This window comes from uncultured Mycobacterium sp. (genome assembly GCF_964249325.1).
In the GTDB taxonomy this organism is placed as follows: domain Bacteria; phylum Actinomycetota; class Actinomycetes; order Mycobacteriales; family Mycobacteriaceae; genus Mycobacterium.
Window position 1 is genome coordinate 20,766 of sequence record NZ_CAXUCH010000002.1, and the last position, 12,727, is coordinate 33,492.

General features: G+C 62.6%; 7 protein-coding genes and 1 pseudogene (1 of these 8 running past the window's edge). 3 read left to right on the top strand and 5 right to left on the bottom strand.

Annotated elements, in window-relative coordinates:
• Positions 1-209: 209 nt before the first annotated feature.
• Positions 210-1,136 carry a universal stress protein gene (locus ACFE99_RS00615; protein ID WP_375481422.1) on the bottom strand — a complete coding sequence of 309 codons (927 nt, stop codon included), beginning with the start codon at positions 1,134-1,136 and terminating at the stop codon, positions 210-212.
• A 155-nt stretch (positions 1,137-1,291) separates the two neighbouring features.
• Between ACFE99_RS00615 and ACFE99_RS00620 the strand changes: the two genes are divergently transcribed.
• On the top strand, positions 1,292-2,113 hold the full coding sequence (locus ACFE99_RS00620; RefSeq protein ID WP_375481424.1) for a universal stress protein: 822 nt from the start codon (positions 1,292-1,294) through the stop codon (positions 2,111-2,113).
• A gap of 38 nt (positions 2,114-2,151) precedes the next feature.
• Here ACFE99_RS00620 and ppsA read toward each other — a convergent pair whose 3' ends face one another.
• Both ppsA and ACFE99_RS00630 read right to left on the bottom strand, forming a co-directional pair.
• Positions 2,152-4,440, bottom strand: coding sequence for a phosphoenolpyruvate synthase (gene ppsA, locus ACFE99_RS00625; protein WP_375481426.1), 2,289 nt, complete (start codon positions 4,438-4,440; stop codon positions 2,152-2,154).
• A 34-nt stretch (positions 4,441-4,474) separates the two neighbouring features.
• Positions 4,475-5,974, bottom strand: coding sequence for a nucleoside monophosphate kinase (locus ACFE99_RS00630; RefSeq protein WP_375481428.1), 1,500 nt, complete (start codon positions 5,972-5,974; stop codon positions 4,475-4,477).
• Positions 5,975-6,173: 199 nt separating this feature from the next.
• Here ACFE99_RS00630 and ACFE99_RS00635 point away from each other — a divergent pair, with 199 nt between their 5' ends.
• Together ACFE99_RS00635 and otsB are read left to right on the top strand one after the other, a co-directional pair.
• Complete coding sequence (locus ACFE99_RS00635) at positions 6,174-7,154, top strand: Acg family FMN-binding oxidoreductase (protein WP_375481431.1); 981 nt, start codon at positions 6,174-6,176, stop codon at positions 7,152-7,154.
• 23 nt (positions 7,155-7,177) lie between these two features.
• Positions 7,178-11,146: a trehalose-phosphatase gene (gene otsB, locus ACFE99_RS00640; protein WP_375481434.1), complete on the top strand. Its 3,969-nt coding sequence runs from the start codon at positions 7,178-7,180 to the stop codon at positions 11,144-11,146.
• 31 nt (positions 11,147-11,177) lie between these two features.
• On the opposite strand, the gene ACFE99_RS00645 is transcribed toward otsB, so the two are convergent.
• Both ACFE99_RS00645 and ACFE99_RS00650 read right to left on the bottom strand, forming a co-directional pair.
• Positions 11,178-11,861 carry a hypothetical protein gene (locus ACFE99_RS00645; RefSeq protein WP_375481436.1) on the bottom strand — a complete coding sequence of 228 codons (684 nt, stop codon included), beginning with the start codon at positions 11,859-11,861 and terminating at the stop codon, positions 11,178-11,180.
• Between the two features lie 28 nt (positions 11,862-11,889).
• Positions 11,890-12,727 (bottom strand): annotated as a pseudogene (locus tag ACFE99_RS00650) (wax ester/triacylglycerol synthase family O-acyltransferase) (it continues 551 nt past the right edge of the window).

The window sequence follows — 12,727 nt, forward strand, 5'->3', positions numbered from 1 at the left end:
GTCTGAGGCCGGTTGGCTGGGTATAGGCTTCCAGCCGATGTACGTCAGATATAGCCCGATCGAGGCTGAGTTCGCACCGAACTCAGATAGTAGGACTCGCATGTCCGAGGCGCGCACCACAATGATGAGAGGCACGATCACAAAATACGGGCCAAGGACTCGGGCGAACATGCGTGTCCGACTCTTTGATTGCTGCGATGAGTTCATTGCTATACCGACTTCTTTCCGGTTCTGATCGGCCGCCGAGATGATGACGGCCTGGCAACGATTACTGGCGTACGGGCGGATTGGACGACGGCGTTGCTGACCGAACCCAGGAGCATGCCGGTGAAACCACCCCGTCCGTGACTTCCGACGACGACAAGCTGTGCGGCCTCGGATGTTTCGACGAGCACGCGGGATGGTCGATCACACACAAGAAGCGTGGACACCTTCACGTCGGGGTAGTGCTCTCGCCAGCCGGCTAGGCCTTCGGCCAGAAGACGCTCCTCTTCAGCCTTTACCGCCGCCCAGTCCAGACCGGGGAGTTCGATAATTTCCCTGTCACTCCACGCATGTAGAGCTATCAAGTCGACGCGACGGCGTGATGCCTCGTCGAATGCGATTGCTATAGCAAGCTCTGAGGCCGGGGAGCCATCGAGTCCCACAAGCACGGGAGCCTGCGCGGGGTGGGGCACCCGCGGCTCTTCGTCGCGGACTACCGCAACGGGACAATGCGAGTGCCGTACCAGGCTAGAACTGACCGATCCGAGCAAACCGCGAGCCAACCCTCCGCGCCCGGTGTTGCCCACGACTACCAGCTTGGCCACTTTGGACAGGCCGAGAAGCGCTGGGGTGGCGGCCGAGAACGTCAACTCGGTTTCAATTGGTGTCCGCGGATTGTCCTTGGTCGTATCTCGCGCGATCTTCAATGTGTCGGCGAGGATCCTGCGCCCCTCGTTTTCCTGCCACACCGCAAATTCGTTCGGCGCCGGGATCGCTGGCCATGTCGTAGCGACAGGGTTGATCGTGTGCACGAGGGTTAGCGGAATATGGCGTATAACGGCGTCGTTGGCCGCCCAGCAGACGGCCGCATTCGATGCAGGGGATCCGTCGACGCCGACGATGATGCCGTGGTCCTTGGGCTGTGCTGCCATTTTGCCTCCTCCAGTCAACAGGAACGCTAGGCCGGCAATGGTCGTCGGTCATGAGGCGTTAGTCCTCAACAAAACGGTCGTAGGACCCTCGTGGGTGCGATGTCTATGACGCAGAATTTCTTTTGTGCGTCGAGCCGCCTGATCAGGAGAATGCGATGACCCAACCGCAGTCAGCGCTAGGGCCAATTGTGGTGGGCATCGACGGATCAGACGCCGCTATCACCGCCGCCAAGTGGGCGGTGGCGGAGGCCGCGAGCCGTGACATCCCACTGCGGTTGCTCTACGCCACCCGCGACCAGCACTTAGCCTCGGCTACGGGCGGCCTTGACTTAGATCTGGAATATGGGGAGACGGCATTGCGCACCGCAGCCGCCGCCATCGATGCCATGGAAAAGGCAGTCAAGGTGGAAACCACCGTTGTGCACGGATCGCCGGCAGTCGCGTTGATTGACGAATCACGTGATGCCGCCATGGTTTGCGTAGGATCGGTCGGCATCGGGCGGTTGGCCCATATGCTGCTCGGATCGACTGCCGCTGCGCTCGCGGAGAAAGCGCACTGCCCCGTGGCGATCATCCGCACCGATCAGGTGCCTCCCGCTTCAGACACTGGTTGGATCGCCGTTGTCGTCGGCGATTCACCCGATAACGATGCGGTACTCGAGCATGGTTTCCGAGAAGCGAGACTGCGCAATGCGTCGATACTGGCGCTCGGAGTCTGGCGGTGGGGATTGGGTGAAGTTCCATACTGGAAGTTGGATCGTCGTCTCGGACGTTGGGTGGATTGTTATCGCGAGGTGCACGTCCGTCCCGCCGCTGCCCGAGCGGGCGCTGCTGAATTCCTCGCGCGCACCCAGGAACCCCTCCAACTGGCCGTCGTGGGAAGCCACGAGGCAGCTCAGGTCGCCCGAATTATCGGCCGGGTTGGGCACGGTGTGTTCGGCCGTGCTATATGTTCTGTGCTCGTGGCGCGCAGCTGACGATGACGTCACTTTCGACACGTCGGCGAGCTTGCCGGTCAGTGGTCGATGGGCGTATTCCGCTGCTGGATTGAGGACTCGAGCAAGAGCCGTCGTTCGGCCGCCCCGACGGCATGCCGTGCCGCAGCGACCGCATCCGGGTTCACTGACACTGACGTAATACCCATCCGTACCAAGTGTTCAGCGAAGCTCGCCTTGGTCGAGGGCGCCTGCCCGCACAGCGACGATGTGATGCCCAATTCTCGCGAGATGGTGACGATCTTGCCGATCGCATCGAGGACTGCTGGGTCTGATTCGTCGAACAGTTCGGCGCAAACATCGGAATCGCGGTCGACACCCAGCATCAGTTGCGTTAGGTCGTTGCTGCCGATGGACACTCCGTCGATACCCATCCCGACGTATTCCGGCAACCAGTACACCACCGAGGGCACCTCCGCCATCACCCACCGGTGGAGCCCACGCTGCCGGCCCAGCGGGCTGGCATCCACCAACGTCAAGCACTGTTCGAGTTCCCATCGTGTGCGAACGAACGGAATCATCAGATGCACGTTGGGGTTTTGCTCGCGGACCCGGGCCAGGGCTTGCAGCTCCAGGGCGAAGAGCTCCGGTTCCTTGACGTAGCGGTAACAACCGCGGTAACCGATCATCGGGTTGTGTTCGACCGGTTCGTAATGCTCGCCGCCGCGTAAACCACGGAACTCGTTGCTGCGGAAGTCGGTTGCCCGGTAGACGACCGGGCGCGGCATGAACGCGGCGGCGACCCGGCCAACGGAGGCGACCATCGCATCAACCAGCTGATCCTGCTCCCCGCGTGCAATGAGATCACGCGGGTGTCGCCCAGACAGCGCTTCAGTGAGCATGAATTCGGCGCGCAGCAGCCCCACGCCGTCGACATCTTGTGCCGCGACAGTTTCAGCGGTTTCCGGCATCGCCAGGTTGACGTAGATCTTGGTCCCTGTCACCTCTTCCACTCTCACTGCTGCGGTGGGCCGATCGTTAACCGTTGTCTGCGGGATCTCTGCGACGTGGCCGGCGATGACCTGTCCGCGTGTTCCGTCGACGGTGACAAGCGTGCCGTCATGCAGCGCGGTGGTTGCGTTGCGGGCGCCGACGACACAGGGAACGCCGAGCTCGCGCGCCACAATGGCGGCGTGGCAGGTCATTCCGCCGCTGTCGGTCACCAGCGCGGCCGCCCGCCGGATCGTCGGCAGCCAGTCCGGATTGGTCATCGGCGCCACCAGAATCTCGCCAGCGAGTAAGCGGTTGCCGTCCTCGGGTGCCAGCAGCACCCTCACGTTGCCCGATGCTGTGCCTGGAGCCGCAGACAGTCCACGGACCAGCACAGCATGATCGCCTTCATCGGGGTGTGGCAGCGTAGTGATCGGTCTGGCTTGCACCAGCCAGGTGGTGCCTTGCGAGATGGCCCACTCGACGTCCTGCGGGCAGCCGTTATGCCGTTCGGTGGCTACCGCCAGCTCCGCGATACGTCGCAACGCATTATCGTCGAGGACACGCGCCTGCGCGTCGGCGCGGTCGAGCTCGACGGTGGTTTCGCGGCCGTCAGCGCCACGCACGATCTTGAACGCCTGATATCCCACCCGGACGTCGCGCACCTGCAGGCTGTCTTTGCTTACCACATAGGTGTCGGGTTCCACCTTGCCTGACACCACCACCTCGCCTTGCCCGAATGCGGCCTCGATGACCAGATGGTCATCCGCGCCCGTGCTCGGGTCGCTGGTGAAGGCCACACCTGCCGCCTCGGATGCAATCATCTGCTGGACTACGACTGCCATCGCGGGGTCGGAGGTGAAGCCGCGGGTGGCGCGGTAGGTGATCACGCGCGGGGTGAATAGGGACTCCCAGCAGCGGGTAACCGCTTCCACAAGAGCGTCCGCACCCGTCACATTCGTTATGGTTCTATTCATACCGGCGAATGATGCGTCGCGGCCATCCTCTCCGGTGGCCGAGGACCGCACGGCCACAAAGGTATTCGATCCAAGCCGCCGGTATGCGGCGAGTAGTTGCTCTCGAATTGGCGGACTGACACCGGCTTTGGTGACCAGCTTCTGCATGCGCCCGCACAGCTCGGCCAGCCGAGCGGTGTTGTCGACTTGCGCCAGAGCTTCGTTGTGAAGGGCGCTGAGCTCGCTATCCACTGCAGCGTCCTTCATCGACGCGAGGTAACCGGATCGCATCAGCACGAAACCGGGTGGCACCGGCAGCCCGGCGACGACGAGCTCACCCAGGTTGGCGCCCTTACCTCCGGCTTCCTCAGCGTCGGCGATCCTCAGTGTCGCGATGTCGCGGACATAGGTGTTTGCCTGCATCTTGTTGGAATCTCCTTTACAACCGGTCGTGGAATCAGTGAGACTGGTCTGCTAGATCAGCAGCTAGAGTTGCGTTGTGCCAAAGTTTTTCAGCCTCGTCCGTGCAGTGGTCTATCGTTTGGCTGGTGTCGATGCGGTGCCGACTGTCCGACGCGTCGTCGCGGACGGCTAACGCGCGGGCGATGTGCGCAGTCGCGTCAGAGCTACTTGCGCCCCGTTGTTCCACCCGTTGGACCGCTGCGTCGACCGGGGTCCAGCAGACAATCTCGAGCAGGGCCGATGCGGTGTGCTCGGCGAGGGCATGAGCCAGCTGGCGCTGGTGGGGGTTTCGCCAAGTGCCGTCGAGGATCACCGACTGTCCGCGGGTCAGGGATAAGCGTGCCCGCCGGATGACGTCGTGGTACACGGCAGCGACCTTCTCGGGCCGATACAGGCCCTCGTCGAGAACCCCGGTCGCGCCGCCGATCGTGCCGTGTTGTTGCAACTCACGCCGCACATCATCGGTGGAGATCACCTCGGCGTCGACACGCTCGCCGAGCGAATGGGCAAGTGTGGTCTTGCCGGTCCCGGGCGCGCCGCCGATCAGGACCAACCGGACCGCTCCCGCCGCCAGATGGTCGAACGCAAGCGACAAATGATGTGAGGCATCGGCCAAAGCATCGGGCGTTCCCTGGGCGAATCGTATGCAGTCGACCTTCGCCCGGACCACCGCGCGATAGGCCACGTAGAAGTGCTTCAGCGAAGCCGGCGCATCGTCCTGCGCGAGGCGGCTGTACGTATCCAGGAAGTAAATCGCAAGGTCTTTACGTCGGAGGAACTCTAAATCCATCGCCAGGAAAGCAGCATCATCGATGCGGTCGACGTACCGCAGTTGGTCGTCGAAATCCAGGCAATCGAGTAGCACCGGACCGCCGGGCATGCAGAAGATGTCATCGGCCAGCAGATCACCGTGCCCGTCGACGATACGTTCGTCGGCGATGCGCTGGCCAAAGAGCGCTGTACGGCCGGCGATGTATCTATTCGCGAGAAAGTCGATTTGCTCTAGTAACTTGGCCGGTATCGCGGTTCCTGCGAATCGCTTTAGTTCGCCTATATTTTCTTGCCACCGTGCGCTGACAGCGCCACCCTTGGCCTGCGTGTCCACAGCGCGCTTGTGATTCGCTCGGTTGTGCAACCGCGCCAATTCGTCGGCGATGTCGGCCAGCTCACCGAGCACCGGGGCGCCGTGTTTCACCAGTGTGGCCAGCCGACGCGAGTCCGGATAGCGTCGCATCACGATAATGGGCTCAGCGGGACCTCCTGTGGGATCGGTCAAGTGGGCAACCCCAAGATAGCTTTCCGGTGCCAGCCGGCTGTTGAGCAAAACCTCCCTGGCACAGGCGCGCTCGCGGCGGTCGACGGTACTGAAATCGAGGAACTCGGTCGTGATCGGTTTTTTTGCCTTGTATGCCTTGTCACCGACCAGTACGACGACACCCGTATGCGTTTCGTGGACCTCAGCGTACGGACTCATCGTCATCGAGGCCTGCTCCATGCCACCGATCCTCTCCTGGTGTGGAACTGCGCCGTAGCGTCGGAGGACCACAGTTGCCCGGTGAAGGTCACCACACAGCGGGCCAAAGGTCCCTTGTGACCGCAAGGGCCAATGGCAGCGCCGCGGGGGGACCAATGACTCTAGGAACGCCCCCAGTCATGCCTAGGATCGACTTCGGGTAATGGATGGAGGAATAACAATGCCTCAGGCAGTGCCGGACGTTGAGGTGGTTAAGAGCGCGGTACAGCTGGCGTGTCGTGCGCCATCGATACACAACAGCCAGCCTTGGCACTGGACACTCGAGGGCGCAGAGTTGCGCCTGTTTATCGACCGGCGCCGGTGGGTGCACAGTGCCGACCGTTCCGGCAGGGAAGCGATCATCAGTTGTGGGGCTGTTCTCGATCACCTTCGCGTCGCAATGGTGGCCGCTGGCTGGCAAGCGAACATCGATCGGTTTCCGAACCCAAACAACCTGGACCACTTGGCATTAATTACTTTTAGCCCAGTCGTATTCGTCACCGACGCTCAACGCCAGCGGGCCGAGGCGATCCTGCAACGTCGAACGGACCGGCTCCCGTTGGGCCGTCCGACATACTGGCCGTCGTTCGAACCGGTGTTGCGCCGCAGTGTCGACGAGAAGGTCGCGATGCTCGATGTACTGCCGGACGATATGCGACCAGAGTTGGTGGAAGCATCGCAGCTGACCGAGGCGCTGCGGCGCGACGATGCTTCATATCACGCTGAATTGCAATGGTGGACATCGCCGTTCGCGCTCTCTGAGGGTGTACCACCGGATACGCTGGCATCCGTCTCCGAGCGCCAACGGGTCGACGTGGCGCGGGATTTTCCCGCCCGCAGCTACAGCGACCGCCGTGCCGAGGTCGCGGTGGACTGGTCGAAGATCGTTGTGCTGTCCACTGCGGGAGATAGCCGGGCGGAGGTGTTGCGTTGCGGCGAGGCCTTGTCCACCGTGCTGCTGGAATGCACGGTGGCCGGCATGGCGACCTGCACGCTGACCCATCTGATTGAACTGGACGCCAGCCGCGACATCGTCCGTAAGCTCACCGGCGAGCGCGGCGAACCGCAGGTGTTGGTCCGTGTCGGCATAGCACCCCCGTTGGAAGGGCTACCCGCCGCAACACCGCGGCGGCCGCTCGACGAAGTGCTGGATATCCGCTAGCCCCGACAACCTTGACAATGATCATGACAGCGCCGGTGATCGTCGATCCGCGCTACTACGACGCGGTGATCTTCGACATCGACGGAGTCGTGACGGACACAGCCAGCATCGAGGTGTCTGCTTGGAGCCAATGTTTTGACGAATACTTGGCGCAACGGGCGCCGGCTGAAGGCGAGAACCACTCGCCGTTCACCGGCGACGATTACGACCGCTTTCTGGCCGAGAAACCCTGCTGCGATGCGATAACCGACTTCCTGGCGTCGCGGGGTATTTTTTTACCCACAGATGGCGAGGCCGATTCCACCGGCGACATCGTCCGCGGGCTGGCCACCCGCATGCGCCAGCTTTTCCTGAAGCTGTCGGCTGAGGGTGCGCCGGTGTGCGATTCCACCGTTGCGCTGGTGCGCAAGCTGCACGATGCCGGCCTACGTACTGGTGTTTACTCGCCGGGCCGTAAGTGCCAACAGGTTCTGGCAGAGGCCAATCTCGGCGCCGACTTCACCGTTGGTGTCGACAGTTGTAGTAACGGCCAACCGGGGCTGCCGGGCGAACCGGACGCCGCGCTTCTGTTGGAGACCGCCCGGCAACTCGACGTGTCGCCCAGTCGCTGTGTGGTCGTGGAGGCCTCGACGGCCGGTGTCACCGCCGCCCGTGACGGCGGATTCGCGCTCGTTATCGGGATCGATCGAGCGGGGCACGCTGACGGGCTGAGTCGAAGTGGTGCCGATGCGGTGGTAGACGACCTTGCCCGCGTCATAGTGCGCCGCGTAGATCGTCAGATGTCAACGCTTCCTGATGCGCTGCAGTCCTACGGGCAAATCGCTGCGGTAATAGGCGTGCGGCGACCGGCGGTGTTATTGGACTTCGATGGCACGCTGTCGCCCATTGTCGACGAACCCAGCGCTGCCGCCCTAGCCGATGGTGCCGCCGATGCCCTCAGGGCACTAGCCGCACAGTGCGATGTCGTCGTGCTCAGCGGACGTGACCTCGCCGACCTCTGGTCGCGTGTCCGGCTGTTCGGCCTCTGGTACGCGGGCAGCCACGGCTTCGAGCTCAGCGCGCCCGACGGCAGTCGGTACCACAACGAGACCGCCGAGGCAACCATCGGTGTCCTTGAACAGGTAGCAGCCGAATTGCGTGACCGATTCGCACTCCTCGACGCGGTCGCCGTTGAACATAAGCGGTACTCCGTGGCTGTGCACTACCGCAATGCCGCACCCGGGGTGGTGCGCGAGGTGACCGCCACCGTGCATACTATCGGTAACCGCAGCGGCCTTCGAGTTATTAACGGGCGCAAGGTAACTGAGCTGCAACCGAATGTCGCGTGGGACAAAGGCAAAGCCCTGCGCTGGATTGTGCACCGGATCGCCGGAGCAGACGTGCGGTTGCCGATTTACATCGGCGACGATCTAACGGACGAGGAAGCTTTCGACGCTCTGCGCTATGACGGCATGGGGATCGTGATCCGCAACGGCGACGAAGGTGACCGCGGTTCGGCCGCTCGGTTCGCCCTTGACGGCCCGACCGCCGTCCGCGAATTCACCGAACGGCTGGCCCGAGACATCGCGGTGGAGCACGACGAATCAAGCAATCCGTGGTCACTGACCTTCGGTGGCTACGATCCGAAGGACGAACCACTGCGCGAGGCGCTGTGCACCGTTGGCAACGGCTATTTCGCCACCCGTGGCTGCGCGCCGGAGTCGACGGCAGGGGACTTTCATTATCCGGGAACCTACGCTGCCGGAGTCTACAATCGGCTTACCGATACGATCGACGGCACCACCGTCACCAACGAAAGTCTGGTGAATCTACCCAACTGGCTGCCGGTGACCTTCCGAATCGCCGCCGGGCCGTGGTTCGACGTCGACACCGCGGAGCTGTTGTCGTATTCACAAACCCTCGATCTGCGCCGAGCCGTCTTGACCCGCGAGTTCCGTTTCCGCGATACCGCCGGGCGCAACACGGCGGTGAGCCAGCGCAGATTCACGGCAATGCATCTGCCCCACGTAGCTGCCTTGGAGACCACCATAACGGCCGAAAACTGGTCGGGAACAATCGAAATCCGCTCCGCGATAGACGGCGACATCGAGAACCGGCAGATCGCACGCTACTCCGAGTTATCCAGCAAACACCTCAGGGTAATACAGACGCGCGAATTATCTACTGACTCCATGCTCTTGGAGGCAGCGACGATTGAATCCCGGATCCCGGTCGCCGTGGCGGCCCGCAATACGTTGTGGCGTGCCGAGGCGCCGGTGCAGGCGGACTACCGGCCGGTACAGGACGAGGCGGGCATCGCTCGAGGGGCCCGTATCGGCCACAACATCGCGGTGGACCTGGCAGCCGGCGAATCGGTGACGCTGGAGAAGGTCGCCACCGTCGTCACCGGGCGCGATCCTGCGATCTCCGGACCGGCGGACGAAGCCGAGCGCCAACTGCGCGGTCTGGGCCGGGTTTCCGAGTTGCTGCTAGGTCATACGGTCATGTGGGCACATCTGTGGGAACGGTTCAACATCCGGTTCGATGAAAAGCCCGACGAACTCCGCATCGTGCGGCTGCACCTGCTGCATCTGCTGCAGACGTTGTCACCGAACACCGCAGCCCTGGATGTCGGAGTGCCCGCGCGTGGCCTACACGGTGAGGCGTACCGCGGCCACATTTTCTGGGATAGTTTGTTCGTCATACCAGCCTTCAACATCCATCTTCCGACCGTGACGAGATCCCTACTCCAGTACCGATATCGGCGGCTGGAAGAGGCCCGCCGCGCTGCCCGCGAAGCTGGTTACGCCGGTGCGATGTTCCCCTGGCAATCCGGTAGCGACGGTCGTGAGGAAAGCCCGCAGCTGCACCTGAATCCGCGCTCGGGCAGGTGGAATCCCGACGCCAGCGCACGCGCCCACCACAGCGGGATAGCCGTGGCCTACGACATGTGGCAGTACTACCAGGTGACCGGCGACGTCGACTACCTCGTCGACTACGGGGCGGAACTGCTAGCTGAAATCGCCCGCTTCTGGGTGAGTTTGGCCAGCTTCGACACCGGACGTGAACGCTATGTAATCCGTGGAGTGATTGGGCCCGACGAGTTCCACTCGGGCTACCCCGGCCGGGTTTACGACGGCATCGACAACAACGCCTACACCAACGTGATGGCGGTCTGGACCATAGTGCGCGCTATGGAAGCGTTAGAGTTACTGCCGTTGTCGGATCGACTCGATCTGCTGGAAAGACTGGGAGTCGACGGTCCGGAACTCGAGTTGTGGGACGACGTGAGCCGACGAATGTTCGTTCCGTTTCACGACGGCGTGATCAGCCAGTTCGAGGGCTACGAACAGCTGGCCGAGCTGGATTGGCACGCTTATCGCCAGCGATACGGAAATATTCAGCGGCTGGACCGCATTCTGGAGGCCGAGAACGACAACATCAACCATTACAAGGCATCCAAACAGGCCGACGCGCTGATGCTGTTCTACCTGCTTTCCTCCGACGAACTGCGTGAGTTGCTCGACCGGCTCGGCTACTCCTTCGCGCCCGAGCAGATCCCGAAAACCATTGATTATTACCGTGCCCGGACGTCGCACGGATCGACGTTGAGTGCTATCGTGCATTCATGGGTGTTGGCACGTGGTGACCGGGTCCGGGCACTGAAGTACTTTCGGCAGGTCTTGTTCTCGGACGTCGCTGACATTCAGGGAGGTACCACCTTCGAGGGCATTCACCTGGCGGCCATGGCCGGTAGCGTCGACTTGCTGCAGCGGTGCTTTACTGGTCTGGAGTTCCGCGGTGACCGCATTGTGCTCAACCCGTTGTGGCCCGAAACTCTTGGCACGCTGACCTTTCCGCTACGGTACCGCGGCCATCGCCTGCACCTGCAGGTCAGCGGCCGCCAGGCAAGGGTCACTTCGGATTCCGAACAGCCCAACCCAATCGACATCGAGTACTGCGGGCAAGTGCACTTCCTCATGCCCGGCCACACCATCGAGCTCTCGCAGTGAGCTTTCTGGCGGCGATCACACCATAACGGGATCAATCGCTATTTTGCGTGGGTAGGTACCGGTCTTCGACCGCTCGGACTAGCTCGGTGCGTATGCGTTCCAGGTCGGCGGCTTGATGGGCCTGCAGCTCGTCCTCCCAGGCTGCCATTCGCGTTGCAAAGTTTTTGTCGGAGATGATGTCGTCGAGCCAGTGAGAAAAGTCCCCGCGCTCGAGATGGTATTGCAGTGCCCGTTGGTCGAGGTGCTTTACCGCGGCGCGGAAGTCGTGCATGGTAGCGGCGGGCGGCACGGGTTGGCCATTGACGGTGTGGAAGTAGAACCGGCGCTCTTTGGGTAGGCACACGTCGGCGTACTTGTGCTGGTGTCGTACGTGTTTGGTGCGGCGTTCTGCGATAGTGAACGGGCGAGACGGCCTCGAGCCTAAGCGCACGGTAGCTCGGTGGTCTGACGGAAGGTCGGCCGGTCCGTCTGTCGTCGTGAGCTCGAGCACGACGTCACTGTTGTCGATCTCGCCCGGCGGCAATGCTTTCGGTGCGAACGATGACAGCACGTAGCCACCGCGCCGCGCCCAGTGCGGTTGCTCGTCGTTACCGAGCAGATGAGCCTCGTCGTAAATCATCCAATGGGGGAATCCGTGCTGCTCGCGGTGCGCCTCAGCGGTCGAGCGCAGTCGACGCAGGTAGTCGACCTTTCGCTGCGCGACGAGCCCGGACATCGCCCCACAACACCGTCTTACATCCGGGTTATGCGCTACGAGTCACCTTGGCAGGCTGGCGTTTCCGCTTGCGCATTCGTCTCATGCTCACCAGCCGTGCCACACCCTGCTCGATGCCTTCAGCGAGCATATCGACGTCAGGCGCACTGTCGTAGTCGGCGGTAATACCGAAAACGAAACTATCGGCATAGCTCAGCATCGCGATGGCGGTGCGCAGGCCAAGAGCAATCGGCGGTACCGGTAGCACTTCCAATACCTCACGGCCCATGACCTTCTGCCTCAGCCGAGAGCCGGGCACATTAGTTGCCACAGAGACAACTGCACGTTGCGGAAGGCCAGTCAACAACCGCATCGTCCACGCCCACAATGCAAATGGGATAGCGTTAGCCGCCGACATGAATGCGCCACCGCCTTCCCGCTGACCGCTGGCTTTGGCCCTCGTGAGCCGGGAGTGCACCAGTTCCAACTGTTTCACTGGATCCGCCTCGTCGACGGGCAATAACGGGAGCATCGCCGAGACGCGGTTGTCGGTTTGGTGGAAGTCCTTCAACGACCGCACCGAGACCGGAACCAGGGTGCGTAGCGAATCATGGCGCGGCTCTTCACCGCGGTTGAGCAGAAGGCGGCGGTAGCTGTCGGTGATCGCCGCCAGCGCCACGTCGTTGAGCGTCACGTCGAACGCGCGGGACACCTTTTCCATCTCGGCGAGCCGGACCCTCGCCGCCCTGTAGCGTCGCATCGTTGTCACCGGTCCAGTCAGCGACGATTCGGGCGATGAGTTCAGCAGACTCGCCGTCAGTTCGGCTACGCCCACGGCAGCGTGCTCCGCGGCGGTCGCTGTGGCGACCGCCGCCCGCCACATGCCC

Bases quoted from the DNA above. Each gene is read 5' to 3' on its own strand.
- ACFE99_RS00630 (WP_375481428.1), bottom strand. From the start codon at position 5,974: ATGGAGCAGGCCTCGATGACGATGAGTCCGTACGCTGAGGTCCACGAA.
- ACFE99_RS00620 (WP_375481424.1), top strand. From the start codon at position 1,292: ATGACCCAACCGCAGTCAGCGCTAGGGCCAATTGTGGTGGGCATCGAC.
- ACFE99_RS00635 (WP_375481431.1), top strand. From the start codon at position 6,174: ATGCCTCAGGCAGTGCCGGACGTTGAGGTGGTTAAGAGCGCGGTACAG.
- ppsA (WP_375481426.1), bottom strand. From the start codon at position 4,440: ATGCAGGCAAACACCTATGTCCGCGACATCGCGACACTGAGGATCGCC.
- ACFE99_RS00615 (WP_375481422.1), bottom strand. From the start codon at position 1,136: ATGGCAGCACAGCCCAAGGACCACGGCATCATCGTCGGCGTCGACGGA.
- ACFE99_RS00645 (WP_375481436.1), bottom strand. From the start codon at position 11,861: ATGTCCGGGCTCGTCGCGCAGCGAAAGGTCGACTACCTGCGTCGACTG.
- otsB (WP_375481434.1), top strand. From the start codon at position 7,178: ATGACAGCGCCGGTGATCGTCGATCCGCGCTACTACGACGCGGTGATC.